At 46.3% G+C, this 26,768-nt stretch carries 32 protein-coding genes; 16 read left to right on the forward strand and 16 right to left on the reverse strand.

What is annotated here, in order from left to right; all coding sequences use genetic code 11:
• Nucleotides 1-3: 3 nt before the first annotated feature.
• Entirely contained in the window at nucleotides 4-1,074 is a 1,071-nt protein-coding gene (locus tag AOC06_RS01825) for an MraY family glycosyltransferase (RefSeq protein ID WP_215380765.1), read from the reverse strand.
• Nucleotides 1,075-1,145: 71 nt separating this feature from the next.
• Nucleotides 1,146-2,165, reverse strand: coding sequence for a calcium:cation antiporter (locus AOC06_RS01830; RefSeq protein ID WP_112294897.1), 1,020 nt, complete (start codon nucleotides 2,163-2,165; stop codon nucleotides 1,146-1,148).
• Between the two features lie 70 nt (nucleotides 2,166-2,235).
• Between AOC06_RS01830 and AOC06_RS01835 the strand changes: the two genes are divergently transcribed.
• Nucleotides 2,236-2,598: a sirohydrochlorin chelatase gene (locus AOC06_RS01835; protein ID WP_215284471.1), complete on the forward strand. Its 363-nt coding sequence runs from the start codon at nucleotides 2,236-2,238 to the stop codon at nucleotides 2,596-2,598.
• Here AOC06_RS01835 and cobA read toward each other — a convergent pair.
• From cobA to AOC06_RS01850, 3 genes are read right to left on the reverse strand one after another with little or no spacing between them, the layout of a single operon-like run.
• Nucleotides 2,521-3,342 carry a uroporphyrinogen-III C-methyltransferase gene (cobA, locus tag AOC06_RS01840; protein WP_305120691.1) on the reverse strand — a complete coding sequence of 274 codons (822 nt, stop codon included), beginning with the start codon at nucleotides 3,340-3,342 and terminating at the stop codon, nucleotides 2,521-2,523. The genes AOC06_RS01835 and cobA overlap by 78 nt on opposite strands.
• Nucleotides 3,343-3,344: 2 nt before the next feature.
• The gene (locus AOC06_RS01845) at nucleotides 3,345-3,935 is read right to left on the reverse strand and encodes a DUF934 domain-containing protein (protein ID WP_215366349.1); all 591 of its coding nucleotides are present in this window, start codon (nucleotides 3,933-3,935) and stop codon (nucleotides 3,345-3,347) included.
• Entirely contained in the window at nucleotides 3,932-5,632 is a 1,701-nt protein-coding gene (locus tag AOC06_RS01850; protein WP_215380767.1) for a nitrite/sulfite reductase, read from the reverse strand. The genes AOC06_RS01845 and AOC06_RS01850 overlap by 4 nt, the downstream gene beginning before the upstream one ends.
• A 171-nt stretch (nucleotides 5,633-5,803) precedes the next feature.
• Between AOC06_RS01850 and AOC06_RS01855 the strand changes: the two genes are divergently transcribed.
• From AOC06_RS01855 to AOC06_RS01865, 3 genes are read left to right on the forward strand one after another with little or no spacing between them, the layout of a single operon-like run.
• A complete protein-coding gene (locus AOC06_RS01855; RefSeq protein WP_112203122.1) occupies nucleotides 5,804-6,082 on the forward strand; it encodes a type II toxin-antitoxin system RelE/ParE family toxin in 279 nt (92 codons plus the stop codon).
• Nucleotides 6,083-6,089: 7 nt separating this feature from the next.
• A complete protein-coding gene (locus tag AOC06_RS01860; protein ID WP_215272412.1) occupies nucleotides 6,090-6,395 on the forward strand; it encodes a HigA family addiction module antitoxin in 306 nt (101 codons plus the stop codon).
• A 50-nt stretch (nucleotides 6,396-6,445) separates the two neighbouring features.
• On the forward strand, nucleotides 6,446-6,694 hold the full coding sequence (locus tag AOC06_RS01865) for a prevent-host-death family protein (RefSeq protein ID WP_112203124.1): 249 nt from the start codon (nucleotides 6,446-6,448) through the stop codon (nucleotides 6,692-6,694).
• 83 nt (nucleotides 6,695-6,777) lie between these two features.
• Here AOC06_RS01865 and AOC06_RS01870 read toward each other — a convergent pair whose 3' ends face one another.
• Both AOC06_RS01870 and AOC06_RS01875 read right to left on the reverse strand, forming a co-directional pair.
• Entirely contained in the window at nucleotides 6,778-7,137 is a 360-nt protein-coding gene (locus AOC06_RS01870) for a hypothetical protein (protein WP_112294892.1), read from the reverse strand.
• A gap of 13 nt (nucleotides 7,138-7,150) precedes the next feature.
• The gene (locus AOC06_RS01875; protein ID WP_215380769.1) at nucleotides 7,151-7,372 is read right to left on the reverse strand and encodes a hypothetical protein; all 222 of its coding nucleotides are present in this window, start codon (nucleotides 7,370-7,372) and stop codon (nucleotides 7,151-7,153) included.
• A 182-nt stretch (nucleotides 7,373-7,554) separates the two neighbouring features.
• Between AOC06_RS01875 and AOC06_RS01880 the strand changes: the two genes are divergently transcribed.
• The 3 genes from AOC06_RS01880 (at nucleotide 7,555) to AOC06_RS01890 (ending at nucleotide 9,520) form a co-directional block, all read left to right on the forward strand.
• A complete protein-coding gene (locus AOC06_RS01880) occupies nucleotides 7,555-8,148 on the forward strand; it encodes an HdeD family acid-resistance protein (protein ID WP_112203130.1) in 594 nt (197 codons plus the stop codon).
• 42 nt (nucleotides 8,149-8,190) lie between these two features.
• On the forward strand, nucleotides 8,191-8,361 hold the full coding sequence (locus AOC06_RS01885; RefSeq protein ID WP_158525168.1) for a hypothetical protein: 171 nt from the start codon (nucleotides 8,191-8,193) through the stop codon (nucleotides 8,359-8,361).
• Nucleotides 8,362-8,452: 91 nt separating this feature from the next.
• The gene (locus tag AOC06_RS01890; protein ID WP_112294891.1) at nucleotides 8,453-9,520 is read left to right on the forward strand and encodes an acyltransferase family protein; all 1,068 of its coding nucleotides are present in this window, start codon (nucleotides 8,453-8,455) and stop codon (nucleotides 9,518-9,520) included.
• Nucleotides 9,521-9,524: 4 nt separating this feature from the next.
• Here the strand turns inward: AOC06_RS01890 and yjgA are convergent, their stop codons facing one another.
• Genes yjgA through AOC06_RS01905 form a run of 3 tightly spaced genes read right to left on the reverse strand, consistent with a single transcriptional unit; the run spans nucleotide 9,525 to nucleotide 10,724 of the window.
• The gene (gene yjgA, locus AOC06_RS01895) at nucleotides 9,525-10,052 is read right to left on the reverse strand and encodes a ribosome biogenesis factor YjgA (protein ID WP_112208855.1); all 528 of its coding nucleotides are present in this window, start codon (nucleotides 10,050-10,052) and stop codon (nucleotides 9,525-9,527) included.
• Between the two features lie 16 nt (nucleotides 10,053-10,068).
• The gene (locus AOC06_RS01900) at nucleotides 10,069-10,380 is read right to left on the reverse strand and encodes a helix-turn-helix domain-containing protein (RefSeq protein ID WP_255880001.1); all 312 of its coding nucleotides are present in this window, start codon (nucleotides 10,378-10,380) and stop codon (nucleotides 10,069-10,071) included.
• A 26-nt stretch (nucleotides 10,381-10,406) separates the two neighbouring features.
• Nucleotides 10,407-10,724: a type II toxin-antitoxin system RelE/ParE family toxin gene (locus AOC06_RS01905; protein WP_215380772.1), complete on the reverse strand. Its 318-nt coding sequence runs from the start codon at nucleotides 10,722-10,724 to the stop codon at nucleotides 10,407-10,409.
• Nucleotides 10,725-10,832: 108 nt separating this feature from the next.
• Here AOC06_RS01905 and AOC06_RS01910 point away from each other — a divergent pair, with 108 nt between their 5' ends.
• The 6 genes from AOC06_RS01910 (at nucleotide 10,833) to AOC06_RS01935 (ending at nucleotide 18,430) form a co-directional block, all read left to right on the forward strand.
• Nucleotides 10,833-12,464 (forward strand): GMC family oxidoreductase, encoded by a 1,632-nt coding sequence (locus tag AOC06_RS01910; RefSeq protein WP_215380774.1) that lies wholly within the window; start codon nucleotides 10,833-10,835, stop codon nucleotides 12,462-12,464.
• Nucleotides 12,465-12,507: 43 nt separating this feature from the next.
• Complete coding sequence (locus AOC06_RS01915) at nucleotides 12,508-13,401, forward strand: EamA family transporter (RefSeq protein ID WP_215381696.1); 894 nt, start codon at nucleotides 12,508-12,510, stop codon at nucleotides 13,399-13,401.
• Nucleotides 13,402-13,534: 133 nt separating this feature from the next.
• Nucleotides 13,535-14,719, forward strand: coding sequence for an ABC transporter substrate-binding protein (locus tag AOC06_RS01920; RefSeq protein ID WP_215380776.1), 1,185 nt, complete (start codon nucleotides 13,535-13,537; stop codon nucleotides 14,717-14,719).
• 131 nt (nucleotides 14,720-14,850) lie between these two features.
• The gene (locus AOC06_RS01925; protein ID WP_215273001.1) at nucleotides 14,851-15,729 is read left to right on the forward strand and encodes a branched-chain amino acid ABC transporter permease; all 879 of its coding nucleotides are present in this window, start codon (nucleotides 14,851-14,853) and stop codon (nucleotides 15,727-15,729) included.
• 2 nt (nucleotides 15,730-15,731) lie between these two features.
• Nucleotides 15,732-17,663, forward strand: a complete 1,932-nt coding sequence (locus AOC06_RS01930; protein WP_215381698.1) for a branched-chain amino acid ABC transporter ATP-binding protein/permease — start codon at nucleotides 15,732-15,734, stop codon at nucleotides 17,661-17,663.
• A 41-nt stretch (nucleotides 17,664-17,704) separates the two neighbouring features.
• Complete coding sequence (locus AOC06_RS01935; protein ID WP_215380778.1) at nucleotides 17,705-18,430, forward strand: ABC transporter ATP-binding protein; 726 nt, start codon at nucleotides 17,705-17,707, stop codon at nucleotides 18,428-18,430.
• A 42-nt stretch (nucleotides 18,431-18,472) separates the two neighbouring features.
• Here AOC06_RS01935 and AOC06_RS01940 read toward each other — a convergent pair whose 3' ends face one another.
• Genes AOC06_RS01940 through AOC06_RS01955 form a run of 4 tightly spaced genes read right to left on the reverse strand, consistent with a single transcriptional unit; the run spans nucleotide 18,473 to nucleotide 21,149 of the window.
• The gene (locus AOC06_RS01940; protein ID WP_215380780.1) at nucleotides 18,473-18,901 is read right to left on the reverse strand and encodes a hypothetical protein; all 429 of its coding nucleotides are present in this window, start codon (nucleotides 18,899-18,901) and stop codon (nucleotides 18,473-18,475) included.
• Nucleotides 18,886-19,689, reverse strand: a complete 804-nt coding sequence (locus AOC06_RS01945) for an FAD:protein FMN transferase (protein ID WP_215380782.1) — start codon at nucleotides 19,687-19,689, stop codon at nucleotides 18,886-18,888. The genes AOC06_RS01940 and AOC06_RS01945 overlap by 16 nt, the downstream gene beginning before the upstream one ends.
• Nucleotides 19,686-20,231: an FMN-binding protein gene (locus AOC06_RS01950; RefSeq protein ID WP_255880007.1), complete on the reverse strand. Its 546-nt coding sequence runs from the start codon at nucleotides 20,229-20,231 to the stop codon at nucleotides 19,686-19,688. Before AOC06_RS01950 ends, AOC06_RS01945 begins: the two co-directional genes overlap by 4 nt.
• Nucleotides 20,232-20,234: 3 nt before the next feature.
• Nucleotides 20,235-21,149 (reverse strand): DUF6662 family protein, encoded by a 915-nt coding sequence (locus tag AOC06_RS01955; RefSeq protein ID WP_215380784.1) that lies wholly within the window; start codon nucleotides 21,147-21,149, stop codon nucleotides 20,235-20,237.
• Between the two features lie 174 nt (nucleotides 21,150-21,323).
• Here AOC06_RS01955 and AOC06_RS01960 point away from each other — a divergent pair, with 174 nt between their 5' ends.
• Nucleotides 21,324-21,566, forward strand: coding sequence for a DUF3820 family protein (locus tag AOC06_RS01960; RefSeq protein WP_215380786.1), 243 nt, complete (start codon nucleotides 21,324-21,326; stop codon nucleotides 21,564-21,566).
• Nucleotides 21,567-21,580: 14 nt separating this feature from the next.
• Here AOC06_RS01960 and AOC06_RS01965 read toward each other — a convergent pair whose 3' ends face one another.
• Nucleotides 21,581-22,372 (reverse strand): DNA/RNA non-specific endonuclease, encoded by a 792-nt coding sequence (locus tag AOC06_RS01965; protein ID WP_215380788.1) that lies wholly within the window; start codon nucleotides 22,370-22,372, stop codon nucleotides 21,581-21,583.
• 467 nt (nucleotides 22,373-22,839) lie between these two features.
• Here AOC06_RS01965 and AOC06_RS01970 point away from each other — a divergent pair, with 467 nt between their 5' ends.
• Nucleotides 22,840-23,805, forward strand: coding sequence for a transglycosylase SLT domain-containing protein (locus tag AOC06_RS01970; protein ID WP_215380790.1), 966 nt, complete (start codon nucleotides 22,840-22,842; stop codon nucleotides 23,803-23,805).
• Between the two features lie 79 nt (nucleotides 23,806-23,884).
• On the opposite strand, the gene AOC06_RS01975 is transcribed toward AOC06_RS01970, so the two are convergent.
• Nucleotides 23,885-24,232, reverse strand: a complete 348-nt coding sequence (locus AOC06_RS01975; RefSeq protein WP_215352465.1) for an FKBP-type peptidyl-prolyl cis-trans isomerase — start codon at nucleotides 24,230-24,232, stop codon at nucleotides 23,885-23,887.
• Nucleotides 24,233-24,482: 250 nt separating this feature from the next.
• Between AOC06_RS01975 and AOC06_RS01980 the strand changes: the two genes are divergently transcribed.
• Entirely contained in the window at nucleotides 24,483-26,717 is a 2,235-nt protein-coding gene (locus tag AOC06_RS01980; RefSeq protein ID WP_215380792.1) for an NADP-dependent isocitrate dehydrogenase, read from the forward strand.
• Nucleotides 26,718-26,768 lie beyond the last annotated feature (51 nt).

Below are 26,768 nucleotides of genomic sequence, written 5' to 3' on the forward strand. Positions count from 1 at the left end.
AGCTTACAGATGCATCCAGCTTGGGGTCTTAAATCGCACAATTTTGGAATAGAGCCAAACATAGCCAATGGCAAAAAACGCACACGCTCCTATCAAGATTGGGGTAGATTGCCACCACAATAATGCTGGTGCAATGGAGAGCCCAGCCAGAATCCATAAATAAGGCGCGGTTCTGGCATTGGCTGAGAGGGCGCTATCAAAATACCGGGCTTGCAAAATTCTGCGGAAGATCAGGGTGTGAAAGTGAATCCCATCGGGCTCTCCTGGATTTGAATTTTGATGAATTCTTCTTCGGTAGATCGTAAAGAGAGTCTCCATGATGGGATAGCCATTAATGAGCAAAGCAAACCAGGGCGATACTTCTGGATGTGCAAAGCATAGCCAAATACTGAGCGCTCCGATCCAAAATCCAATTAAATAGGCGCCACCATCACCGAGGAAGATGAGGCCTTGTGGATAATTCCAGATAAAAAATCCTAGAATGGCTCCAGCCATGATTAGGCTTAGAAAAATAATAGTGATATCACCTAAGAGATAGGCAACATAGGCCAGGGCTAGAAGGGTGATGATGCCAACCATGCTCGATAGCCCGTTAAAACCATCAATGATGTTGTACGCATTTGCAAGCCCTGTGATGGCAAAAATCGTCAGCAGCGTTCCAAAAAATGGAATTGTAAAAAGCAAATCAAAAAATGGAATATCTAATAAAGTAATTTGTGGGCCTAATGCATAAATAAAGCAGGCAGCAGATGCGGCAGTAAAAAATAAGCGCTGTCTTACACTAATTTTCTTGGTCAGATCTTCAGTCAAACCAATGGCAAAAGTCGGGATGGCACAAATCAAGAGGATGATTCCTTGATGACCAGAGCCAAGACTGATTGTCTTAGTAAAGACTGCGGCAAATAGTCCGCAAGCAATACTAATGCCGCCGATTCTGGGTACTGCTACTTTATGAAACTTCTGGGGACCTGAGAGATTCGAGTCAGCAGAAATGTGCTGGTGTAGATGCTTAAAGCGAATAATGAATTGCGTTGCAAAAAATGAAGTGAGAAAGGCAGCTATTAATCCAAGCATGAGGTAATTATAGTATTTTAAAGTAGTGTTTTATGAATTTATGGCTACTTTGTTGATTTTGGGTCGCCAGATTAAGGCACTAAACTTAAAAACAAGTACTCGCAGAAAATAATCAGGTGCACTACCCCTTGCAAAAGAGTCGTTCTGCCAATGGCTAGGGTGAGCGCTCCAATAAAGAGGGACAGGTACATCAAGGTCATATTCAGGCCGCTAATCCCCAGACTTAAGGGCAGATCAAAGAAGATCGCAATAGCCGCTACCGCCGGAATGGTTAAGCCAATACTGGCTAGCGCTGACCCTAGCGCCAAATTCAAACTGCTTTGTAAGCGATTGGCTTTGGCTGCGCGCAGAGCCGCAAAACTCTCTGGCAATAAAACCAGCATTGCAATCGCGATACCGACAACTGCTTTAGGCGCTCCTGCGGCGCTGACAGCCGATTCAATAGTGGGACTGAGTAATTTGGCTAATGCGACCACAGCAATGAGTGAGAGAAATAAGAGTATCCCGCTGGCCGCAGTCTTAAGATTACCGGGCTTTTGCGCATGAATATTGCGATCGACTTTTCGATCTGGTATCTTTGGCAGATAGTAGTCACGGTGCGATACGGTTTGGAAAAATAAAAACGCGGTATACAGCGCTAGCGTAGCAATGCCTGCAAAGGCCAATTGGCTGGTAGTAAAAGTGGGGCCTGGCGCACTGACAGAGACTACGGGTATTACCAAGATAAAAGTAGCTAGAGCAGTCAGCACTGCCAGCATAGAGTTGGTGCCTTCATTGCGAAAGCTCAATTCATAATGGCTTAAGCCTCCGATAAATATACATAGGCCAATCACACCATTCATAATGATCATGATGGTAGCAAACACTGCATCTCTGGCGATCACTTCTGAGCCATCGTGACCAGCAATCATTAAAGAAACAATTAATGAAGTCTCAATAACGGTGATACAGAGTGCGAGAATTAAGGTGCCAAAGGGTTCACCCGTTTTATGAGCCACTACCTCGGCATGATGCACGGCACCGAGTACTGCGCCAATTAAAGCAATGCCAAGAAAGAGGATGAACCAGGTTTGACTCAAAAGATTGGCCATGTGCGCGCTTTTTAGTGTTTAGGGTTAAGCTTGTGTCACTTTAGAGAATTATCTTGAAAATACAATATATATGAAAGCCATCATCCTCTTTGGCCACGGTGCCCGCGATATTCGGTGGCGTGAACCCTTTGATCGCCTAGCTAGCCTATGGAAGGGGCAGCATCCTGCCACTCCAGTAGCGCTCGCATTTTTGGAGATGATGGAGCCATCCTTATCGCAAGCCATTGCAACATTAAGTGCTCGGGGAGCTACCCAAATTGTGGTGGTGCCAGTGTTCTTTGGGCAAGGTGGTCACCTGCGTAATGACTTTCCAGTCTTGCTAGAAGAATGTCGCAATCAATACCCGCAAGTATCTTTAAGCGCGACGCCTGCTGTTGGGGAAGATGAGGCTGTTTTGCAAGCCATCGTCGACTTTGGAGCTAGGGCTCTTTAGATCATTTTGATTTGTCTGCAGCGCTTGGCCAATCAAAATGAGTGCCGGCGAGCTGGGATCAAACCAGTGATCGGCTTTTCCTTGGGCTAGTGCAAGTAGATTACTTTCCCAATGGCGCTCTTTGCTGGTTGATACTGCTTCCAAAATATGGACTGGCGTATCCCGCTGGTGATTAGGGCTCGATTCAAGCAATTGCTGGGCAATTTGGGCGGCATCTTTGCGCCCCATGTAATAGACCAAGGTATCAGCGCTTGGATTTTGAATCGGCTGCTCTTGATTGATCTTGCCATCTTCACTAGCTTGTGCCAGAGTCACAAAAGCCACGCTTCTGGCAACGCCCCTTAATGTGAGCGATTTTTGTAGGCTGGCTGCGCCTGCCAGAGCTGCGGTAATACCAGGCACGATCTCAAAGGGGATGCCCGCATGAGATAGCGCAGTGATTTCTTCATCGGCCCTGCCAAAGAGCATGGGGTCGCCGCCTTTAAGGCGAACAATCGTTTGATACTTTTGTGCAGCGTCCACTAAGCGCTTGTTAATAAATTCTTGAGCGGATGATAATTTACCGCAGCGTTTACCAACAGCTACTTTAATAGCTTGAGGGCACAGTTCTAACATAGCCGGATCAATGAGCGCATCATGAAACACCATATCAGCCTTAGCTAAAAGCTTAGCCCCTCTGACAGTAATCAGATCAGCTGCGCCAGGACCAGCGCCAACCAGATAAACGGTTCCCAATGCAGACATCCTTAAACAGCCTCAGTTAGCTGATTGCTAAGTTGACTCCTACAGTCACGCCAGCTGTTCTGAGTCCTTACGCTAAAGAGATCAAATTGCTTGAGCGCAACATCGGTATTTTGATCGGCGCGCAATGCAAAGCTATCAAAGCCAGAGCGTGCGCCTAAAATGAGTTGATCAATTAGCACATCCCCAATCGCGCGGATTTCTCCTGTCCAATGAAAACGTTCACGCAAGAGCGCAGCAGTACTAAAACTTCTGCCATCCCGAAAGACCGGAAAGTCTGCTCCAACTAAAGGCCAGATAGATTTTCCAGCTTCAATCACGTCAAGGTGTTTGAGAATATCGTCATCTGCCGCAAACCATACCCCAATTGTTTTTTCTTGAATCCGTTTGGCTAATTCAGAGGTGGAATCTTTTACCTGAGCTTGACCATGCATTAGCCACCAGCTAAAAGGCACTAAAACTTTTTGCTTTGGATTCAGATTGCTTAGCTCTGTTTCATCGCCATGCCAAACTTGCCATTCATTGGTAATGATGGCAGGTTTCCCACCTTTGGGGTAGCTCAGCACACGATTGGTTTGGCTCACGTGTTCACTCATGCCGTTGCTCCTGCAGCAGAGCTCTCTTTAGACCGATTTAAATAAGCCGCTTCTTTAAATGGCGTTACGCCAAGCCGGCGATAGGTCTCAATGAAGGGCTCATCGGCAGTACGGTGCTTCACAAAGGTATCAATGATGTCAGCCATCACATCAGGGATTTGCTCGGCACCAAAAGAAGGGCCAATCACTTTTCCGATAGCAGCATGATTACCCTGCTCGCCACCTAAAGTAATCTGATACCACTCCTGCCCATCTTTATCGACACCCAGTACGCCAATATTGCCAACGTGATGGTGACCACACGAATTAATACAACCCGAGATATTGAGTGAGATTTCGCCTAGATCGTGCAAATAATCCAGATCATCAAAGCGCTCCTGTATCGCCTTAGCAATGGGCAGTGACTTGGCATTGGCTAGTGAGCAAAAGTCACCACCAGGGCAAGCAATGATGTCAGTCAGTAATCCAATATTGGGCAGCACTACATTTTGTGCTTTAGCCTTGTGCCACAGCTCAAGTAGCCTAGCTTGCTCAACATCAGCGAGCACCAAGTTTTGCTCGTGCGTGACGCGCAGTTCACTAAAACTGTATTGATCGGCCAAATCAGCAATCGCGAGCATTTGTTCCGTGGTGGCATCTCCCGGTGCTACAGAGCCATGGGGCTTTAAAGAGAAAATCACACTGGCGTAACCCGGCACCTGATGGGCTTTGACGTTGCGCTCTAACCATCTTGCAAAAGCGGCTCTTTCATTCTCAAGAGCACTTTGGACGAGATCTTCTGTACTAATTTGTTCTGCAGTTTTGTAAGCAGGCTTGGTAAAGTGCTTAGCAACCCGATCCCATTCCGATTGCTGGAAATTGTCATCCCCGTCTTTAATGCTTGCCCATTCACCTTCAACTTGGCGAGCAAATTCTTCTGGGCCTAGGGCTTTAACCAAGATCTTGATACGGGCTTTGTAGATATTGTCCCGGCGTCCAAAACGGTTATAGACGCGCAGTAGGGCCGTTAAATAACTCGGGAGGACATTCCAGGGCAAGCTCTCTTTAATGAGTGAGCCTAGGATCGGAGTGCGACCCATGCCACCGCCAGCATAGATGTCTGCAATAAGTTCGCCGTTGGTATTTTTCTTGAGAGAAATACCCACATCGTGACACAAGAGGATCGTACGATCCTCTTTGGCACCACAAACAGCAAACTTAAACTTGCGCGGCAGAAAAGCAAATTCAGGATGCAGGGTTGACCATTGACGCAGTAATTCACAAACGGGGCGAGGATCGACGTATTCATCAGCAGCAACACCAGCAAAAGCATCGCTTGTAATGTTACGAATACAGTTACCCGACGTTTGAATCGCGTGCATTTGTACTTTGGCTAGGTCTGCCAAAATCGCTGGAGTCTCTTCTAGTTTGATCCAGTTAAATTGAATGTTCTGGCGGGTCGTGAAATGCCCATAGCCGCGGTCATATTTTTCAGAGATGTTGGCGAGGGTGCGCAACTGTTCGCTACTTAACAGCCCATAAGGGATGGCTACACGCAGCATATAGGCATGGCGCTGGTGATACAGACCGTTTTGTAGACGTAGCGGCCGAAACTCTTCTTCGGGCAAAGAGCCATCGATACGACGCTGTACTTGGTCTTTAAATTGGGTAACCCGCTCATTGACCAAGGTCTGGTCGATATAGTCGTATTTATACATAGGGACTGATTTTCAGGGATTTTTGATATTTCTTCAAATAATCATAAATTCAGGTGTTATACCTATATTGGTATAAAGCGACTTAGGCGCTAAATTTCTTTTGGCGCTAAAAGGTAAAAAAATAACAAAAGTTCTATTTGACAGATTCTGTTATGCAGAATATCATAACGCATGATCCATTCATTCTTATGCGGCCTAACAAAGGACTTATTTGATAGCAAGCCAAGCAAGAAGTTCGGAAATATTGAGAGGGCGGCAAGACGCAAGTTATTGCAATTGCATGCTGCTACAGCCATATCAGACTTACGAACTCCGCCGGGGAATATGTTGGAATTGTTGATTGGAAATCGAAGGGGGCAGTACAGCATTCGAATTAATCATCAATGGCGTATATGTTTTGTATGGAGGGAAGATGGAGCACACAATGTAGAGATTGTGGATTACCACTGAGGATATGATGACAACGAAATTACTTGATGAAATTCATCCTGGCGAAATTTTGCTAGAAGACTTTATGAAGCCAATGGGTATTACTTCCCGTCAGCTAGCGGCCGATATTGATGTCTCGCCAAGTCGAATTAGCGAAATCATCCATGGCACTCGCCCCATTACTGCTGATACAGCATTGCGCTTAGGCTTATTTTTTTCAATGGAGCCCCGCTTTTGGTTGAACTTGCAGTCTGAGTACGACATGCGAATGGCTAAGAGAAATCTACAAGAAGAAATAGAACCCAGAATTCGGGTATTTCGAATTGCTGCTTAATGAATCGACATACTTAATTTGATGCTATTAAATGAATTAAAGGGTGATCCATGGAATTTTTGCCAACTAAATTAACCGCCACTCTCGCAGAGCTAAGAGAGCCTGATAAGTTAATAGCTAAGGCAGGCAATCAGCCCATAGCAATACTTGATCGCAACGTAATACTTGGCTATTTTGTCCCTAAAAGTGCTGTGGAGGACAAGACACTATTGACTGCTAGCGATGATCAGATCAACGCCTTTCTTGAGAGCAAACTACCTCAGATTAGTCACGTGATAAATGACTTGAAAGATCGGTAATCGATGTCCCAATTTGCTACTTAGAATTTAGAGTGCTTCTGGAGGTGATTGGCGTCTGCAAGCTATCAAGTCAGTATTTTGACTTATTGACCATGTTGGTATTGCCTATACAAATTGGCAATCGCTGCAAAGCCTAGGACCACAATCAACACGGCTACTAAATAGTCCTGAGTAAGGTATTGAAAAACCAGCCCTTGGTAAACCAAGATACTGGCCACTACGAAGGCAGTAAGGCAGCCCAAAACCACAATGGCAAAGTTCGCAATAAAGGCCCCAAGCGTGATGGCCACAAAGACCAAAATCAGATCAGAGACGAGTTGATCGGCGTTGATAAAAACACTTTGCGTAAAAGCGGGGTAAGCGTTCTTACCCATCACGATGAATAAAAGGATGCTGGCTAGCACCGCAAAGTTCAATTTGGACTTGAGAAGAACGGCTTTCACGTTTAGTTCTTATTTAAGCTTGATTGCTAAATACCAAGCTCATACCTAGCCAAAGCACGATGAGCGCGACTAAAGCAGTCAACCCAATTTTTTTTAGAAAGTATTCCAAACTATCCATATAAGCTTCATCGTTTCCGCCAAAGTACTGATCAAAGCGCTTCCAAACCAGACGGCCTGCCAGGATGGGTAGCAAAATGGCCACAATGCCAAAGACGATGGTAAGGGTGTTATCCATATTCAATAGTGCTTTCTCAACAATGAACGGTAAGCATACTGTTTTTCTTAGACACTAAGTGGGAAGAGCCTTAAATACTCGTCAATAGCTAGCGCAAACCCAATTTCAGGGCAATGCCATCTTTTATTGATACAGTTGGGCATGGAAATACTTCATATTAAAACTTTAAGGGGGAATTGAGCATGAGTAATACAACAACCGGTTTATCAATGGATCAGATTGCAGCGATGCGCACACAGGTCCTAGGCGCTGTTGCTAAAGCACCTGGCATGCTAATTGCCTTAGGCATTTTGTTTATTGCGCTGGGCATGATTGGTGTGGCTGGTCAAGTGATGTTCTCTTTTGTCACGATTAATGTATTGGGCGCCTTTTTAATTATTGGCGGCGTTTTGCAAGCCATTCATGCATTTCAATCGAGCGGTTGGAAAAGCGTTGGAATTCAGATCATATTTGCCATTTTGTATATCGTTGCGGGTCTTTACACTTGGCTCTTTCCAATCCCAGCGCTTGAAGTCATTACCTTGTGGCTAGCAGCGATTTTCTTTATCACCGGTTTTCTACGCTTGATCGCCGCCTTTCATCACCGTCCTTTTGGTCAGTGGTTCTGGTTGGTTCTGTCTGCCATCATTTCCATCTTGATGGGCGTATTGATCATGAATAGCTTCCCCGCTTCGAGTTTCTGGTTGCCTGGTTTGCTGATCGCCATTGAATTGCTCTTGCAGGGCTGGACCTTACTCTTTATCGGTATTGCAGCCAAGTCCCACACAGCAAGCTAATGTATTGCCGAGGAATTTCTTGCTTAGTATTACAGTATCGATATGAAGAAAACAGATCTATATAAGAATCTTGGTTTGGCGGTCTCCCATCGCATGAAAAATGCGAGCAAGGTTGCCAAACCTGCAGCAAATGAAAAAGCCAAGACCAAAAAAGAGCTCGCCAGCAGCAATCCACTGCTGAGCTCTTTGCTGGGCAAGGCCAAATCAAAGTAGTTGTATCAAAGTAGTGCGGATTCGCCTCTTGGGCCTTACTAACTAGGCTATGATCTCGGTCTTCTGAGTTATTCATGAGACGGCACTTTTCTTGCAGACTAAAACCCACTTTCTGCTGGTTGATTTTTTAAAGACCTTTGCAGCCCTGACAATCATTCTTCACCATCTGTCTAGTTACGGACAGATTGCAGAAGATGCGCGCACTGTTTTGCCCAATCTCATGGCATGGCTCTTTAACTATGGCCGTTATGCAGTGCAGATCTTTTTGGTGATAGGTGGCTATCTAGCAGCGCAATCACTGCTTAAGCAAGAGAAGTTGCGCACTGTTCACGCAGTTCTCAAAGTCATTATCAATCGCTATCTGCGTTTGTTTGCACCTTATGTCATTGCTTTATTACTGACGATTGCTTGCGCATGGGTGGCGCGCTTTTGGGTCAAGGATGAGTTTGTCGGTCAGTCAGAAACACTGGCTCAATTTTTATCGCACCTTTTCTTCTTGCAAGGCATTCTGGGCCTTGATTCAATTTCTGCTGGGGTTTGGTATGTCGCGATTGATTGGCAGCTTTATGCCATTCTCGCTTTGATGTTAGGTATGTTCCCCGGCTTTCGTTCGCTGATTTGGATGCTGGCGATTTTCTGCGTTGCATCCCTGTTGTACTTCAATCGTCTTGGCACCTATGAGAACTACTTTATTTATTTCATGGGCCCGTATGGTTTAGGCATATTGGCTCAGTTATCTAAAAACGATACCGATCCCAAGGTCAACCGTTTAGCCAGAATCTTTTTAGGCATTGTGACGGCAGTGATTGTGCTTTCCAGTTTTCAGCAAATTTGGATGCGCAATATTCTGGCTTTAGTAGTGTCTTTAGCCTTGATTATTTGGGGTGATCGCGCCTACCAAGATCACAAGCATATGAAATACCATAAGCTCGTCAATGCGATTTTATGGAGTAGTCGCCGATCCTACTGTGCCTTCTTGCTGCATTTCTCATTCATCTTATTGGCCAATACTCTCTATATTGCTTGGGGTATGGATCAGCGTCACGATGGAATGATGGCCATCGCCCTCATGTTGATTTCGGTATTTATGAGTTGGCTTGCTGCTAATTACTTGTATCGCTGGGTGGAAGTACCATCACGCACTTTGAAGCTGAGCTAGAAGACTAAAGCCCTAAGTCTTTGAGAGCCTGAAAGATCTCGCGATAGGATTTCGGGGGTTTATTAGATTCACGCTCTTTTCTGGCATTACGAATCAGCGTGCGCATATTCTGAATATCCATGTCTGGAAACTGCTCAATCAATTTGGTGAGCGCATTGTCATCAGCGAGAAGTCGATCGCGATAGTTTTCGAGCAGATGCAGCTTTGCGGTCTCGGCTTTACTGACTCCTTGAATCGCATCTAAGCGTTTTTGAATCGCCTCGAGTTCAGCTTCATCCAAAAAGCGCATGAGTTTGCCAAGGTATTGCTTATGACGGCGAATCCCTTCAAAGCTCTTGATCTTGGGTGTCTCGGCAATGGCATCTTTGATAGCCTCATCCATCGGGATCGATTGCAAAGCATCGCTACTGAGGGCTGCCAACACCTCGGCGAGCTTCTGACGCTCAGTCATTTGGCGCTTGAGCTCAGACTTACTAGGTCCGTCGTCAGGATCCTCTAGTTTGGGGGTGCGATTCTTTTCATTAACGTGCATGTGTGTATTTTAAGCCTTACTTCAGCCTCATTTTCAGCTTACGCAGATCAGGGCTTGCAAAAAGTTGACTTCGTCCAATAGTGCTTTTGGGCTTTAGCTTGCCAGACTGAACATATCGACGAAAGGTGGGCATTGATACTTCGAGATATTGCGCTGCTTCATCCGCCGTGAACGAAGTGCTTTTTAAGTGACCAAATACTTCTTCGTGTGAGAAGTCAGCTTTTTGGAAGGCATTGGTTGCAATGAGTGCAAAAAATTTAACGCGCTCCTTGGTAGGCATTTGCTGCACTTGGTCAAAAATATCCTCAGCGCTTAATAGCATGCTCATTTACATTCTCTTTTGTCATATGTGTATTAATGATGCGAATCTTTTTCTTTGCGAATAAATCGCTTTAACTCAATGTAAAAATTTTCATGATTTCCCACCTTATAAAAATCAATCCAAACTATGTCGATGGCTTCTGTTTTTCTGCTATGGCGATAGGCTATCAAATATTCCTGACGATTAAAGTAAAACTTATGTATTAAAAAATCTTTTAAATCCCCTGACTTTTGCACGCCAAGTGCTGGCGCCCTACAAATTTCATAAACCTGATCTTCTATGGCCAATTGAAGCGCTTTACTGGCTTTCTTTATAAATTGTGCAAAAGGCCGTTTGTAATGTATTTCCATGATCTTATATTAGATCATTAGTGATTGTATATCAAATCAACAAAAATACCAGGTCATACCCATATTTTCATGATGGTGAATAATAGAGAAATATAAAAAATCATTTCTATGAATCAAGCCAATTCCTACGACTACATCATCATCGGCGCCGGTAGCGCTGGCTGCATGCTGGCCAATCGCTTGAGCCAAGAGCCCCAAAAGCGGGTTCTTTTGATTGAGGCTGGCAAAAAAGACAACTATGTGTGGATTCATATTCCGGTGGGATATCTGTATTGCATAGATAACCCCAGGGCTGATTGGCGTTTTCGTACTAGCAAGGAAGCAGGGTTGAATGGCCGCTCGCTTTTATATCCTCGCGGCAAAGTTTTAGGGGGTTGCTCTTCCATTAACGGCATGATCTATATGCGTGGTCAAGCTGCAGACTATCAGTCTTGGGTTGAGGCTACTGGTGATGCATCATGGTCTTGGGATGAGGCACTGCGTCGCTATAAATCCTTTGAGGACTATCACGGCCCAGCCAATCAATGGCATGGCAAAGGTGGTGAGTGGACGGTTTCGCGTCAGCGTTTACGTTGGCCCATTATGGATATTTTCAAAGCAGCCGCAGTTCAGGCCGGCATTCCGGCATCAGATGACTTTAATCGGGGTGACAACTTTGGCGTGGGCTACTTTGATGTCAGCCAGCGTAAAGGTTGGCGTCTGAATACTGCCAAGGCATTTTTAAAAGATGCGCAGCAACGTCCTAACCTGACCGTCGTCACTGAGGCGATAGTCAGTAAGCTGATCATTGACCCCATTACTAAAAATTGCCTTGGTGTTGAATATATTCAGGGCGGTCATACTCAACAGGCCCATTGTGCGATAGAGCGGGGTGGCGAAGTCTTGCTGTCTGCCGGTGCGATTGGTAGCGTACAAATTTTAGAGCGCTCTGGCATTGGCAGCGCTGAGCGTTTAAGTCCATTGGGCGTTCCGGTAATGAGTGATCTGCCCGGCGTCGGTGAGAATCTACAAGATCACTTGCAGTTAAGAATGGTCTACAAAGTTAACGGGATTGCGACCCTGAATACCAAAGTGCACTCTTGGTTTGGCAAGATCATGATCGGTCTAGAGTATCTCTTCAAACGTTCAGGTCCGATGTCAATGGCGCCATCTCAGCTGGGCGCCTTTGCCTACAGCTCACCAGCACAAGAGCGGGCAAATGTGGAATATCACGTTCAACCTTTATCGCTGGAAAAGTTTGGCGATCAATTGCATCGCTTTAATGCGTTTACAGCGAGTGTCTGTAATTTACGTCCGACCTCACGAGGCAGTGTGCATATCAACACATTAGACGTTAATGCGCCACCGGTGATTAGTCCTAACTACTTATCGACTGATGAAGATCGCCAAATTGCAGCAGAGTCTTTGCGTCTCACAAGAAAGATTGTACAAAGCCCCGCTTTAGCGCCTTACTCACCAGAAGAGTACAAGCCTGGTATGCAATATCAAACTGATGCTGATCTAGTGAAAGCCGCAGGAGATATTGGTACGACGATTTTTCATCCAGTGGGCACTTGTAAGATGGGGTGCACTGATGATTCGATGGCAGTCTTGGATTCAGAATTGCGTGTTAGAGGAATTCATCACTTGCGGGTGGTTGATGCCTCTGCCATGCCGACCATTACCTCTGGAAATACTGCGGCGCCCACCATGATGATTGCGCAGCGTGCGGTCGAGTTGATTGCTGGTAAGCAAAGTTAAGAGCGGTTACTTAAAACTTTTGTCAAACACCAAAACAACTACCCTGCCATTTACCCACTTATTGGTGGCCTTGGCGATCGTCGCGATTTGGGGTACCAATTTCGTGATCATGAAATATTGCTTGGCAGTTTTGCCACCATTTCTGTTTGCTGCGCTGCGCTACACCTTTGCTTTCCTGCCGATGGCCTTATTCATTCCCAGGCCTAAAGTCCCGCTCTGGAATCTAGCGCTCTATGGATTATTCATTGGAGTAGGGCAGTTCGGGGTGGTGTATTACGCAGTCAATAGCCAAATCTCGCCAGGCTTAGCATCTCTGGTCATTCAGGTGCAAGTCTTCTTTACGATCGGCTTTGCGATGCTTCTGACAAAAGAACGTTTGCGTCGCTATCAAATGTTCGCACTATTGTTGGCCATTCTTGGCTTACTGCTGATTGCATTGCATACCGATGCGACCACCACCTTACTGGGCTTAGCCCTCATGATATTCGCTGGTTTTTCTTGGGGTGCGGCCAATACCGTGGGTCGCTACGCAGGTATTAGCAATCCAGCTCAATTATTTGCTTATGTAGTGTGGGCCAGCGCATTTTCTGTTCCTCCCTTACTGCTGATATCGGCTGTCTTTGAGGGTGGAGTGGAGCACTTGACCCTCGTTCTAGAGCAAGCGCCACTCGGGGTCTGGTTAGGGGTCTTCTGGCAATCCTGGGCAAACACTCTATTTGGCTATGCAGCCTGGGCTTGGCTCCTCTCAAAACACCCAGCTGCAGTTGTAGCTCCGATGCCTCTCTTAGTACCCATCTTTGGAATGGGGGCTTCTGCGATCTATTTGGGGGAAGGCCTGCCAGCCTGGAAGTTATTTGCCGCTGGCTTGGTCATGGTGGGGCTTTTGATTAATGTGTCTTGGTCAAGACTAAAAGAACGCTTTGCTAGGGTGATTTAAATACTTGTCAGAACCTGATGAAAACCCCTATAGAAAGCCCTTTTTATGGGTTTGCAAACCCTGTAAGATGAATATTCGATTCAGTTTCACTAAAAAAGATTTTTTAATTTAAAGCTTTATTCACGGAGACATCATGAAAATTCGTCGTCACATTTTTGCAATTACTACCGCTGCAATGTTATCTGCCGGCGCACACGCTGCTGATATCAAAATTGCTGTGCAAGGCCCCTTTACTGGCGGCTCCTCTTCAATGGGCGTGAGCATGCGCGATGGGGTTCGCTTGGCTGCCAAAGAAATTAATGCCGCTGGCGGTATTAATGGCAACAAGATCGTGCTGATTGAGCGTGATGATGAAGCGAAAAATGAGCGTGGTGTACAAATCGCTCAAGAGATGATTAATAACGAGAAAGTGGTTGTAGCCTTGGGTTACGCTAACACTGGCGTTGCTTTGGCATCCACCCGTTTTTACCAAGATGCCAAGATTCCAGTGATTGACAATATTGCCACTGGATCATTGGTTACTCGTCAGTTCCCTAATGCACCTGAGAACTATGTCTTCCGTATTGCGGCTCCCGATAACATCCAGGCTCCAATGATTGCTAAAGAAGCAGTTGAGAAGCGTGGCTTGAAAAAAGTGGCGATTTTGGCTGACTCCACCAACTATGGTCAATTGGGTCGTGAAGACTTAGAGAAGGCCCTGAAGGTTTACGGCGTTACACCCGTTGCTGAAGAGAAATTTAACTTGGGCGATGTCGATATGACTTCCCAGTTACTTAAAGCGAAAAATGCAGGCGCTGAAGTGGTATTGACTTATGCAATCGGGCCTGAGTTGGCGCAAATTGCCAACGGTATGGCTAAGCTGGGCTGGAAGAAGCCTATCATCGGAAGCTGGACTTTATCGATGGCTAGCTTTATTGATACCGCAGGCAAGAATGGTGACGGCGCAGTGATGCCTGAGACTTTTATTCAGCAACCAGCCAATACGCCAAAACGTAAAGCATTTGTGGATAACTATCTGAAGGATTTCAAACCTAAAAATGGCATCATCGCTTCTCCAGTATCTGCAGCCCAAGGTTACGACTCCGTTTACGTCTTAGCTGCTGCGATCAAGCAGGCTAACAGCACAGAAGGGCCAAAGATCTTGGCAGCGCTGCAAGATTTGAAGACCCCAGTTGAGGGCGTTGTAATGACCTATAACAAGCCATTTAGCGCTACTGATCACGAGGCTATTAAGGCCAAGGATGTCGTGATGGGCGTGGTTGAAAGCGGCCGCGTTCAGTATTTGAATGCTGATGACGCTACAGCCAAGAAGAAGTAAGACAGTCCTGGGGCAGCGCTTTTTCTGCGCCGCACCATGAGCTTGACCAAAACGCCGCCCTCCAGCGGCGTTTTGCTTACAATGACGGATTCGACAATTAACCCTTTTTCGGTACTTTTAGGCTAATCACAATGGACATGCTTGCTCAAATCCTCTCAAGCGGTATAGCAGTGGGGATGATTTACGCGGTTATCGCGTTCGGTTTCCAGCTTACCTTTGCCACTTCTGGCACCTTGAACTTCGGTCAAGGTGAGGCCTTAATGTTGGGTGCCTTAGTGGGTCTGACTTGCGTAGACACCTTAGGCATGAACTACTGGGCCATGATTCCGGTGGTTTGTCTATTTGGTATGTTGCAGGGTAGCTTTGTGGAATTGATTGGTGTGCGTCCAGCCATCAAGATTAAGTCTGAGTTTGGTTGGATCATGTCCACGATTGCCCTTGGCATTATTTTTAAGAACGTTGCAGAAAACGTTTGGGGTCGTGATGCTTTGCCATTTCCACCGCCTTTGCCAATGGAGCCAATGACCTTCTTGGGCGCGAATATTTTGCCAATGGAAATCTTGGTGGTGGTAGGTGCTTTAGTGATGATGTTGTTGGTGGAGTTTTTCAACCGTAAAACGATTTACGGTAAAGCGGTGGTTGCAACCGCGAATGATCGCGATGCGGCTGGCCTGATGGGCATCAATACCAGCATGGTGATTACTTTTTCTTATGCACTCTCATCATTGACCGCTGCATTTGCAGGTGTATTGATTGCACCCTTGACTTTAACTGGCGCGACCATGGGCGGTGCCTTGGGTCTCAAAGCTTTTGCAGTCGCGATCATCGGCGGCCTCTCAAGCGGGATGGGGATTATCGTCGGTGGTTTGATTTTGGGAATCGTAGAAACCGCAACGGGTTTCTATTTCTCGACGGGTTACAAAGATGTACCAGGCTTAATCTTATTGTTGCTGGTACTCGCATACAAACCCTCTGGCCTCTTCGGCAAATCTGCGATTAAGAAAGTTTAATGATGAAATTGAAGTCCCACCTTCCTCTATTAGCTGCCATAGTTGGCTTAATTGGTTTGCCGCTATTTGTTGAGAATCCGTACTACATTCACTTGGCTGAAACGATCCTGATCTACACCATTTTGTTATTCGGTTTAGACATCGTGGTTGGATATGTTGGCCAAGTTTCCCTGGGTCATGCTGGTCTCTTCGGTATTGGTTCATACACCGCAGGCATCTTGTTCTTTCATCTAGGCTGGCCAGTCTTGGCAACTATTCCCGCTTCGATTATTGTGACCGCGATCTTTGGCGGTATTCTGGCCTTGCCAGCGCTCAAAGTCATTGGGCCTTATTTGGCGATGGTGACCTTGGCATTTGGCACAATTGCCCAGATTTTGATTAATGAGATGAGCTGGTTAACAGAAGGTCCATTGGGTATCAAGTTAACGCTCCCAGAATTGATGGGCGCCCCCATGACTGCGGCTGAATATTTCTGGATGGTCGCAGCAATCATGATCGTGGCCTTGATTGTGGTCGATCGTTTTGTGAAGTCCCAAATGGGTCGCGCCTTTGAAGCCTTGCGTGATAGTCCTGTGGCCTGTGACTGTATGGGTGTCTCGGTATATCGCTTTAAGGTGATCGCCTTTGTGATTAGTGCTGGCTTTGCTGGCTTGGCAGGTTGCTTGTATGCCTATTCAGAGCAATATATTTCTCCAAACACCTATAACAATGAATTAGCCGTTCTCTTCTTGTTGGCCATCATCATGGGCGGACGTAAATCCCGTCTTGGCGCAGCGATTGGTGCAGCCATCATTGTCTTGTTACCAAAATTACTCGACGACATTAACCTGTTCCGCATCGTTGCATCGATTATTGCGATTGTTGTTACGCTTGGTGCAGTGCTTGCATTGTCTAAAAAGATTACGACGCCTAAACGCGTTGCAATCCCTGTAGCGGGTGTAGTCGGTTTGGCAGCCTTCTCATTCTGGCTTAACAGCATCGCTGATTGGCGCTTGAGTATTTTTGGCTTCATGATTTTGTTGGTGGTGTATTACCTGCAAAACGGTATCGTTGGTTTTGCTAAGACCTTCTACTTAGCGATTACCGGTAAAACTAAAACGACAGTTGGTGAAGCTACTGCTGAAAATACCGACTCTTCAGTCGACTTCATTAGCGCAGTCGGTAATAAAAATACTGGCGCTGAGTTATTAAAGGTCGAGTCTGTCTTGATGCAATTTGGTGGACTTAAGGCGCTGAACAACGTAGATCTCAGCATCAAGCGTGGCACCATTCATGGTCTGATTGGACCTAACGGCTCTGGTAAGAGCACGATGATGAACGTACTCACGGGTATTTATATCCCTACCGCCGGTAATGTGCTGTATGCCGATGAGAGCGTAGTGGGTAAAACCTCATCCGAGATTGCGCTTTCAGGTATTGCTCGAACTTTCCAAAACGTGCAGCTCTTTGGCGAGATGACCGCTCTACAGAATATTTTGGTTGGTCTGCACCACACCTTCAAATCCAATATGTTGGATATCGCTCTGCATTTACCTCGCTACTTAAGAGAAGAGCGTGATGCCCGTAATCGTGCGATGGCCTTGTTAAAGTTTGTGGGTCTCGAAGATTTGGCTAATGAAGAAGCCCGCAATTTGCCTTACGGTAAACAGCGCCTGCTCGAGATTGCCCGTGCCTTAGCGCTCGACCCAGAACTGCTCCTACTCGATGAGCCAGCCGCTGGATTGACTGCTCCTGATATTAAAGAGTTGTTGCGCATCATTCGCAAAATTCGGGATAACGGCATTACCTTTATCTTGATTGAGCACCATATGGATGTGGTGATGTCTGTTTGCGATACGGTTTCAGTACTCGACTTTGGTCAGAAGATTGCGGAAGGTAAGCCGGCTGAAGTACAGGCCGATGAGAAAGTCATCCACGCTTACTTAGGTGCTTAATCAACATTCATTATTAAAAATTTATTAAATCGGTAAATACCATGTTATCTATTCAGAATCTCGAAGCAGGCTACGGTAAGGTTAAAGTCCTTCATGGCATCAGCATCGATGTACCAAAAGGGCAAGTGATTACCTTGATCGGCTCTAATGGTGCAGGCAAGACCACTACTATGCGTGCGATAACCGGCATGATTAAACCTACTGCTGGTGAAGTGCTTCTGAGTGGTCAACGAATCGATGGCTCTGAGTCACACAAAATCGCCCGCCTCGGTTTGGCTCATAGTCCTGAAGGCCGTCGTGTCTTCACGACGATGTCGGTTACTGATAACTTGCTCTTGGGGGCTTTTCCTCGCTTTACAGGCAGCCGTCCTAAAGGCGATATCCAAAAAGACCTGGAGCACGCCTTAGAAATGTTCCCCCGCCTCAAAGAGCGCCGCAATCAATTGGCAGGTACTTTATCTGGTGGCGAACAGCAGATGTTGGCTATGGCGCGCGCAGTCATGCTCAACCCTGAAATCATCTTGCTGGATGAGCCTTCAATGGGCTTAGCACCCATTTTGGTAGAAGAAGTTTTCAGAATTATTTCTAATCTGAAGTCACAAGGTGTGACCATGCTATTGGTTGAGCAATTCGCCGCCGCCGCTTTGAACGTAGCAGACTATGGCTACGTGCTTGAGAATGGCAAGATCGCTACTCATGGACCTGCTAGTAAACTCAAAGATGATCCTGCTGTGAAGGCTGCATATCTCGGTGGCAGCGGGCACTAATTCAGTCAGAAAATCTGCCTCTCTTGATTCAGCACAAAGCCCTCAACTGAGGGCTTTTTGTTTGCAACTGATATGCAACATATGACCCAAGAAAAAGCCTAAGAAAAGAATGCCAATCACCCAATGTGCTGTGATGGCGTGCTCTCGAAGCTCTGCTGGTCCGTAATAGAGTAGGGCGGCAGTCAAGATGAGCGCTAACAGACATACGAGTTGCCCAAGTCCGCTGACCATTTGCTGTTTTGCCTTCAATCCGGCCTTAAGGTGAACAGTCAAAACGGACCCCAAAGCCATTGAGGCTGCCATCGCAGTAAGGCCGTGCCAACTCAAAATGGTGTGCGGCCGAAATATCAATGGGGTCAAGTGGAAATCATTCACCAGTAAATACATCAAACCGGTAATTGAGCAGAGGAAAATACTGCCAATCACAAAGTATCTCTGCCATATTGGCATTTTTCCTAAGCGGGAAGCCATAAAGATTCTGCCTGGTAGTTTTTGAAAATCGGGTGGTGGGCATCTTGCGACAAAGCCAGTACTTTAGTGAGTGCATCGGCATAGATGCATTCTTGAGCGATGATGGAATACGAACCTTGAATCGGAGTACTGCCTTTTTGGGGGTGGAAGATCGTGTGATTACTTGAGGTGGCAATCGCCCCCTCCCGTAAGCTGCCAATCTGAATCAGTTCATTGGCTTGTCTGGGGCTGCGCAGTAAGACAGTATGAGATTGTCTGCCAAAGACCCTGAGGTCGCCACCTGCATTGACAACACCATTTTGGATGCCGCAAAGCTTGAGCGCTCGCACTGCCTCATCTACAGCAAAACCCTTAGCGATACCTCCAAGATCAAGGCAAACCGCTTGGGTCAGGCGAATGATTTGATTACCCAAAAATTGGATACTGAGAATACTGCTTTCATTGGAGGGGACATGGTTTATCTGATGTAGTGGTAATAATTTTTTATTGACGAGCTGTCTCCCCACCCCACAATCAAATAAACCACGCGACTCCTGACAAATGAATTGTGCAGTCTTTAATACTTTTTCCGTCCAAGGATGAATCTCTAGTGACTCATCGGCTCGATAACTATTAATCATCGAAAGCTCACTATGTCGATCATGAAAACCCATCAAGCTTTGGACTAAGGCAATTGAAGCAAAAGCTTCATCTATTGCAAGATGGGTTTGCCTTGAGGTGAGTCCCACCTGAGCTTCATCAATTTGAATCTCGACATAGGTGCCGAGCATCGGTTTGCAGCGGATCATTTGCTTACAGAACTCTTGAGTGCCAGCTCATGCAAGACCAAGACACGTTTTACGCCATCAGTAAGATGCTTTGAAGATAAGGTAGCGCCACTAATATTTTGAATATCCTGATTAAGCTTGACCGGGTCACTTGCCGTTTTGCCAATAAATTGCTGACGCCATTTGCTATCAGCCACTTCATAGCCATAGGACTCGACGTATTCGAGGATTTCAAGGCCTTTGACGCTGCCATTGGGCGCAATACCAACTGCATAAGTAATCATTTCATGTTTACCCACAACCTCATCAATAATCAGCCAACTCCCATCACTCGTCTTCCAGATACGCTCTCCAGTAAAAGGATAGCGAATGCTAGAGGCTTGTCGCATTCGCTCTTGGAGTGCTTTGCTAATGATGATGGGCCGTTTGACGAGACCCTGATTGGGAAACAAAAGCTGTTGCGCTTGCTCAATCGAAACATAAATCTTGGCCTGCACTAGGATTGGGCTAGCAGTGATTGCAAGTCCAGCGATGCTCAGTAAAGTGGGTTTCCAATACATCATGACTTAGTTCAGGGGAAAGCCAACTTTTACGATGTATTCATTCACGGTATGGCTGTCCCATACGCGGGCATTAGAGCATTCTGCCTCGCCACCGTTCATGCAGTTGCCACCCTTGAGTTGATAGCGCCAAGCCCCAGTAACCCACCAATCTTTGGTGGCGTAATGGAGATTAGGCCCCAGAAAGGTAGCGCGTTGCACTTGGTTGCGTAAGTTCAACTCAGAGTAATCATTATGAAGGCGTGCCTCAACACCAGCAGACCATTTCGGAGCAAAGCGATAACTTGCCCCCACTAAAAAGTCGAGCATCGATTCAGGGACATTACCGTTCTCAATAAACTTGAGTCGTTCATTGGCCGCTACGACGTTACCTGCCAAGATCAGGCGATCGTCAATGAAGTTAGATTGCAAGAGCAGTCGCGCTTCGAGCTCATCCTTGTTCCGACCCCAGGTAGGTTCTAAATACAGGCCAAGGCCCACGGGTGAGGTTACAGGATTCGTAATGCGATAAATCGCCTCTAAAGACGCGCCTTCTACTCCGCCCTTGACGTAAGCAGAGTCCGGATTGTGACTAGAGGGAACGCCATAGCCACCAGTGCAAGTTGGGCTCTCACCACAGGCTTCTGGATTGGTGTAGTTTTGATTGGCATTGGTGTAGCCTGAGTTGATGTATCCCGCAATTTGTAAATCATTCGTTAAGCCATACTCGAGCTCAGTGCGTGCAGTCCATTGTTCAAAAGTGCCTGCTGCTTGCTGTTGATTGAGTTGCAAGCGCTGTTCAAATTCCCATTTTTCCTTTGGCTGAAGATCGAGTGTATAGATCCACCCAAATACACCCTCACCAGCGTGGGCAAGAGAGAAGTGGAGCGCTGCAGCGATGACGAGAGAAAAAGCAATGAGTCGTTTGATATTGGATTTCATGATGTTGAGGGGGGTTGGTTGAAAATTTCTAATTGAGAAAGGTTCTCAATATAAACTAACAAATAAGAATCATTCTCATTTGAGAAAATGACCTTATACCCTTTAATGAAGTGTTGGAAAGTAAAAAATAGATACAAATACCGCTACAAATTACAAACTTGTAAGATGCAATGTATGCATTCCGAATCTTTAGAAAAACTCGTTACGATGAAGATGCCGTTTGGTAAACATGCCGGCCGGCGGATTGCCGAGCTGCCAGGAAATTACTTGGCGTGGTTTGCGCGTGAAGGATTTCCCAAGGGGGAGATAGGCGAGCTACTCGAGTTGATGCACACTTTGGATCATAACGGCTTAAGTGGACTACTCAATCCCATTAAAGAAAGACTCGGTGTGCCTTTGAGAAACTCAGAGAACTAATCACTCACGAAATTTTATTCTGAGTAATTTCGAAAACCATGAAATGGTCGCGTTTGATTCCAGCGCTCAGGTCGAGCGTGGATCTGCTTGGTTGATGTTGCTACATTTGCCGGTAAATGAAAGTCAATTCCCGTTTTCAGAGCAAGATCTTGATACGAGATCGGCGCCATCATCGGTGCATCATCGGTATTCTGAATCCAATATGCCCAAGCCAGATTGCGAGAGGGGTCGTAGACCAACTTGAAGAGATATTCGGGCACCGTAACATGATTGCTGCCAATACTTCCGGCATTACCAGCTGAGCCGGTATAAACATAAATATCGCCGCGGATTCTTTTGGCGTACTGACGAGTAGGCCCCTCAATTTCTTTGGCCCAGATCCCCTGATTGTTTTGACGAGCCTGAGGCATCATATTGGCTAAAGAGAAAGATTGAGCCATCGAGCGCTCATCCCCCATATCACCAGCAGGTGCGTTATGGCCTCGGTCATACCCGCTCCCTCGGTAGTCAGAGAGGGTGGCTCGCTCAGTAGCGGGCAAACGGGCTTCCTCATAAAAGAGATTGGTTCGTGCTTGCTTAGGCTTAGTGAGCCTTTCCCGATTCAGCTTTTCGACCACGTAGATCGGTTTTTTGTCACTGGGGGAGTAATAGACAGCAAAACCATCAAAACAGAGATCCCTGCCAGCCTGCGCCACACTCGGAATTTCCCTTCTGGGAAAATACTCAACGCAGTCATCAAAAATAGCCCATGCCGAGAGCGGGTAGGCAAGGCAAAGCAGGATCAAGGCTCGAGCAAAGGATGGCATGGCTGTAAGTGTAGGGTGATGCCTACTGAATTGGGGTTTACCCAGGAACTTGGAGGATTATTTGCTTGGGCAATGCGTCCTCAGATACGAGTTACCAGCTTCCTCGGCGGCGCAGATGGGGACACTATCTGTAGGAATTTGAGGCAATTGAAATACTAAATGTACGGTCTAAACCAACATTTTTTCATTTCAAAATGTAAAAAAAGTGGTTTGATAGAAAATTTCTATTAAATCAAATTAGTGCGCCCTAACATTTATAACCCATTGATTTAAATGATATTTTTATCAAAAAGCGAGCCCTAGGGTGAATATGACAGTATTGTCATACTTATAAGTTATTGAATCGATCACCCTTATTCTTGACTTGATATAAGAACCTTCATAGGATTGCCCATGTTCTACAAATATTGCACTGCAACATATCCTGAGCTTCAATTGATTAGGTTCTGTAGCGATGCAAAAACTGAATGAGTAAATGCTTAACTAACAATTCGAATGCTTCACAGCTTGAGCAATCCTTTATTGGGTTAGCCCAGGCGACTCTGATCCGATTTATGGATCCAGTGTATCGGGGCGTGCACGGTCTGCTGATCGTGGGAGTATTCCTCATCGTGGGTCTATGGCTATCTGGCAATGGTACAAACGCAGGCCCCTTTGATTTAGCCCGTATTCTGGTGCCCGATGAGGCGCGCCAAATGTTTTGGCAGGGCGCAACTGGTGGCAGCCAGTCTGGCTTGGCGGCCTTAGATTCTCAAACATCTGAGCAAGATATCGCCCATATTATTTATGGTCGCGCCTCTTTCCCAATGCTCAAGCAGGAAACAATTGCGCTGCTCAATCCTGAGGTTGCCCGGATTCAGGTGAAATCGATCTCCCATTTAGCAGACCAAATCCCGACCTCAAAAATCGATCCTCAGGCTTTGGATAGCAACTTAATGGGCCCTGTGCAAAACCAAAGAGCGGTTGCAGAGTTCTTTGAGAAAAAGTATGGCCTAGATAAAGGCAAGATTGAAGAATATGTTTCGAATGCAGTATTGATCTCGCGCGAAGTCAAAATTGATCCAGTCTTATTGCTAGCAGTGATGTCGGTTGAATCCAATTTCAACCCAATGACTAAGAGTGAAGCTGGAGCCGAAGGCTTAATGCAAGTGATGACCAATGTGCATAAGGAGAAATATGCGCCTTATGGTGGCGTTGCTGGCGCAGTCAAGCCTGAAGTCAATATTCGGATTGGTGCGTATATTCTGAAGTACTTGATCGCAACTTCTGGCTCACTGCGCAACGGCTTGAAGTTCTATGTTGGCGCAGGTAATGCTGATAATGATGGTGGCTACGCCGATAAAGTGATGGCAGAGCGTAATCGCATTATTGAGCTGTGCAAATCTATCCAGAATAATAAGTTCGCCTTGAACGGAAAAAAAGAGCACTCATAATTCTCGTACGGTATTAAAAGACTCAGGCCACTTCTGCATCGCTGTACAAGTGGCCTGAGTCTTTTTAAAGCAAACCTGCTTAATGCACGCCGTGTAACTCGACCTCAAAGACCAAAGTCGCATTGGGTGGAATGACTCCACCAGCACCGCGCGCACCATAACCCATTTCAGAAGGGATGATTAAGGTCCGTTTCCCACCTATTTTCATGCCCGCAACACCCTGGTCCCAGCCCTTAATTACATGACCAGCCCCCAAGGGGAAACTAAAGAGTTGGCCACGATCCAGCGAGCTATCAAACTTTTGCCCTTTGTGATCTGTCGCTTTCTCGTCATATAGCCAGCCGGTGTAATGCACATCAACCTGTTTGCCAGCAGTCGCTTCGACTCCGTCGCCTAGAACGGTATCAATTTTTTGGAGTTCGCTCATCTTTCTATTCCTTTTAGCTTGATCAGCACGACAGTATATGCGTGGCTCTAGATGGATACATTGGCTCTGTTTGCTCTCGGTGAAATCCCTTACAAGGGGAGCTTTAGCATCTTTATTGGGCAAAAACGGCCTATTTTTCAATAGGCAATGATTTAAAATCAATGCTTCTGATTCATGACATCAAATCGACATCAGAACGACATCACCAGACGTGAAAATAGCTTCGGATTATCAAAATGAGGAAACAGTAATGGCCGCAGGGAAATCAAAAATTATCTACACGCTGACCGATGAGGCACCATTTTTAGCCACCGGTTCATTTTTACCTATCATTCGCGCATTTACAGCCCCCGCTGGCGTTGAGGTTGCTGAAAGCGATATCTCGGTAGCCGCAAGAATCTTGGCTGAATTTTCTGACTGCTTAACGCCAGAGCAGAAAGTGAATGACAACTTGGCTGAGCTTGGAAAGCTCACCTTATTGCCAGATACCAACATTATTAAATTACCGAACATTAGCGCATCCGTTCCGCAACTATTGGCTGCGATTAAAGAGCTGCAATCCAAGGGCTATGCTTTACCTAATTTCCCAGAGGATCCTCAGAGCGATGCAGAAAAAGCGATTCGTGCGCGTTATTCAAAATGCCTGGGTAGCGCGGTGAATCCGGTGCTGCGTGAGGGTAACTCCGATCGTCGCGCACCGAATGCTGTGAAACAATTTGCTCGTAAGCATCCTCATTCCATGGGAGAGTGGAGTCAAGCCTCCCGCACACACGTTTCTCATATGCATGGCGGTGATTTCTACGCTGGTGAAAAATCCATGACTTTGACCAAGGCATGTGAGGTCAAAATGGACTTGGTCACCCAGAGTGGTAAGACCATCGTGCTGAAGTCCAAAATGCCTTTGCAAGCCGGTGAAATTATCGACAGCATGTTCATGAGCAAAAAAGCCTTGTGTGAGTTCTACGAAAAAGAAATCGAAGATGCATACAAAACTGGCATGATGCTCTCCTTGCATGTGAAGGCTACCATGATGAAGGTGTCTCACCCCATCGTCTTTGGTCATGCGGTTAAGATTTTCTACAAAGAGGCTTTTGCGAAACACGCTAAGTTATTTGAAGAATTGGGTGTGAATGCCAACAACGGCATGAGCAGTCTGTATGACAAGATCAAGACCCTTCCTGAATCCAAGCGCGAAGAAATCATTCAAGATTTACACGCATGCCATGAGCACCGTCCTGCTCTGGCAATGGTTGACTCCGCCAAGGGTATTACCAACCTGCATTCACCAAGCGATGTGATCGTCGATGCATCGATGCCTGCCATGATTCGTGTCGGCGGCAAGATGTGGGGTGCTGATGGTCGTTTGCATGATACAAAAGCAGTGATTCCAGAAAGTACCTTTGCCCGTATTTATCAAGAGATCATTAATTTCTGTAAGACCCATGGCAATTTTGATCCTACCACGATGGGTACCGTACCCAATGTGGGCTTGATGGCTCAGCAAGCCGAAGAGTATGGGTCACACGACAAGACCTTTGAAATTGTGGAAGCTGGATTGGCACGCATCGTTACCGAAGACGGCACTGTCTTGCTTGAGCAAAATGTGGAAGAGGGTGATATCTGGCGGATGTGTCAAGTCAAAGACGCCCCCATTCGGGATTGGGTCAAACTGGCTGTTAATCGTGCTCGCCTTTCGAATACTCCTGCCGTCTTCTGGCTCGATGAGTACCGCCCCCATGAGGCGGAGTTGATTAAGAAGGTGAAGACTTATCTCAAAGACTACGACTTGACTGGTTTAGATATTCAGATCATGTCCCAAACACGCGCAATGCGCTACACCTTAGAGCGTGTCATTCGCGGTAAGGACACCATCTCTGTCACTGGCAATATCTTGCGTGATTACTTGACGGATTTATTCCCCATCATGGAGCTCGGCACCAGCGCCAAAATGTTATCTATCGTGCCTTTGATGGCTGGCGGTGGCTTATTTGAGACGGGTGCAGGTGGTTCAGCTCCTAAGCATGTTCAGCAGCTTGTTGAAGAGAATCATTTGCGCTGGGATTCGCTGGGTGAGTTTTTGGCCTTAGCGGTATCTCTTGAAGATATCAGCGACAAGACCGGTAATGCGAAAGCAAAACTCTTGGCCAAGACTCTTGATGAGGCGACTGGTAAGTTACTCGATAACAATAAATCACCTTCTCCTCGCACTGGTGAATTAGACAATCGCGGTAGTCAATTCTATTTAGCCATGTATTGGGCTGAAGCGCTTGCCGCGCAAACCGAAGATAAGGAGCTGCAGGTGCACTTTGCTCCGATTGCAAAAGCATTGGCTGAGCAGGAAAGCAAAATCATTGACGAGCTCAAAGCGGTGCAGGGTAAGCCGGTAGATATTGGCGGTTATTACAAGCCAGATCCAGTCAAGTTTGCTGCAGTGATGCGTCCAAGCCCCACTTTGAATGCCATTATCGATAAGGCTTCGGCTTAGTTTTCCAGGGAAGATGGATTCCTACATGAAAAAGGCAAGCCTCTGGTTTGC

Origin of the sequence: Polynucleobacter paludilacus, assembly GCF_018687595.1 — a bacterium.
GTDB lineage: Bacteria > Pseudomonadota > Gammaproteobacteria > Burkholderiales > Burkholderiaceae > Polynucleobacter > Polynucleobacter paludilacus.

Bases quoted from the DNA above. Each gene is read 5' to 3' on its own strand.
- AOC06_RS01825 (WP_215380765.1), bottom strand. From the start codon at position 1,074: ATGCTTGGATTAATAGCTGCCTTTCTCACTTCATTTTTTGCAACGCAA.
- AOC06_RS01830 (WP_112294897.1), bottom strand. From the start codon at position 2,165: ATGGCCAATCTTTTGAGTCAAACCTGGTTCATCCTCTTTCTTGGCATT.
- AOC06_RS01835 (WP_215284471.1), top strand. From the start codon at position 2,236: ATGAAAGCCATCATCCTCTTTGGCCACGGTGCCCGCGATATTCGGTGG.
- cobA (WP_305120691.1), bottom strand. From the start codon at position 3,342: ATGTCTGCATTGGGAACCGTTTATCTGGTTGGCGCTGGTCCTGGCGCA.
- AOC06_RS01845 (WP_215366349.1), bottom strand. From the start codon at position 3,935: ATGAGTGAACACGTGAGCCAAACCAATCGTGTGCTGAGCTACCCCAAA.
- AOC06_RS01850 (WP_215380767.1), bottom strand. From the start codon at position 5,632: ATGTATAAATACGACTATATCGACCAGACCTTGGTCAATGAGCGGGTT.
- AOC06_RS01855 (WP_112203122.1), top strand. From the start codon at position 5,804: ATGATCCATTCATTCTTATGCGGCCTAACAAAGGACTTATTTGATAGC.
- AOC06_RS01860 (WP_215272412.1), top strand. From the start codon at position 6,090: ATGACAACGAAATTACTTGATGAAATTCATCCTGGCGAAATTTTGCTA.
- AOC06_RS01865 (WP_112203124.1), top strand. From the start codon at position 6,446: ATGGAATTTTTGCCAACTAAATTAACCGCCACTCTCGCAGAGCTAAGA.
- AOC06_RS01875 (WP_215380769.1), bottom strand. From the start codon at position 7,372: ATGGATAACACCCTTACCATCGTCTTTGGCATTGTGGCCATTTTGCTA.
- AOC06_RS01880 (WP_112203130.1), top strand. From the start codon at position 7,555: ATGAGTAATACAACAACCGGTTTATCAATGGATCAGATTGCAGCGATG.
- AOC06_RS01885 (WP_158525168.1), top strand. From the start codon at position 8,191: ATGAAGAAAACAGATCTATATAAGAATCTTGGTTTGGCGGTCTCCCAT.
- yjgA (WP_112208855.1), bottom strand. From the start codon at position 10,052: ATGCACGTTAATGAAAAGAATCGCACCCCCAAACTAGAGGATCCTGAC.
- AOC06_RS01900 (WP_255880001.1), bottom strand. From the start codon at position 10,380: ATGAGCATGCTATTAAGCGCTGAGGATATTTTTGACCAAGTGCAGCAA.
- AOC06_RS01905 (WP_215380772.1), bottom strand. From the start codon at position 10,724: ATGGAAATACATTACAAACGGCCTTTTGCACAATTTATAAAGAAAGCC.
- AOC06_RS01910 (WP_215380774.1), top strand. From the start codon at position 10,833: ATGAATCAAGCCAATTCCTACGACTACATCATCATCGGCGCCGGTAGC.
- AOC06_RS01920 (WP_215380776.1), top strand. From the start codon at position 13,535: ATGAAAATTCGTCGTCACATTTTTGCAATTACTACCGCTGCAATGTTA.
- AOC06_RS01925 (WP_215273001.1), top strand. From the start codon at position 14,851: ATGGACATGCTTGCTCAAATCCTCTCAAGCGGTATAGCAGTGGGGATG.
- AOC06_RS01930 (WP_215381698.1), top strand. From the start codon at position 15,732: ATGAAATTGAAGTCCCACCTTCCTCTATTAGCTGCCATAGTTGGCTTA.
- AOC06_RS01935 (WP_215380778.1), top strand. From the start codon at position 17,705: ATGTTATCTATTCAGAATCTCGAAGCAGGCTACGGTAAGGTTAAAGTC.
- AOC06_RS01940 (WP_215380780.1), bottom strand. From the start codon at position 18,901: ATGGCTTCCCGCTTAGGAAAAATGCCAATATGGCAGAGATACTTTGTG.
- AOC06_RS01945 (WP_215380782.1), bottom strand. From the start codon at position 19,689: ATGATCCGCTGCAAACCGATGCTCGGCACCTATGTCGAGATTCAAATT.
- AOC06_RS01950 (WP_255880007.1), bottom strand. From the start codon at position 20,231: ATGATGTATTGGAAACCCACTTTACTGAGCATCGCTGGACTTGCAATC.
- AOC06_RS01955 (WP_215380784.1), bottom strand. From the start codon at position 21,149: ATGAAATCCAATATCAAACGACTCATTGCTTTTTCTCTCGTCATCGCT.
- AOC06_RS01960 (WP_215380786.1), top strand. From the start codon at position 21,324: ATGCATTCCGAATCTTTAGAAAAACTCGTTACGATGAAGATGCCGTTT.
- AOC06_RS01965 (WP_215380788.1), bottom strand. From the start codon at position 22,372: ATGCCATCCTTTGCTCGAGCCTTGATCCTGCTTTGCCTTGCCTACCCG.
- AOC06_RS01970 (WP_215380790.1), top strand. From the start codon at position 22,840: ATGAGTAAATGCTTAACTAACAATTCGAATGCTTCACAGCTTGAGCAA.
- AOC06_RS01975 (WP_215352465.1), bottom strand. From the start codon at position 24,232: ATGAGCGAACTCCAAAAAATTGATACCGTTCTAGGCGACGGAGTCGAA.
- AOC06_RS01980 (WP_215380792.1), top strand. From the start codon at position 24,483: ATGGCCGCAGGGAAATCAAAAATTATCTACACGCTGACCGATGAGGCA.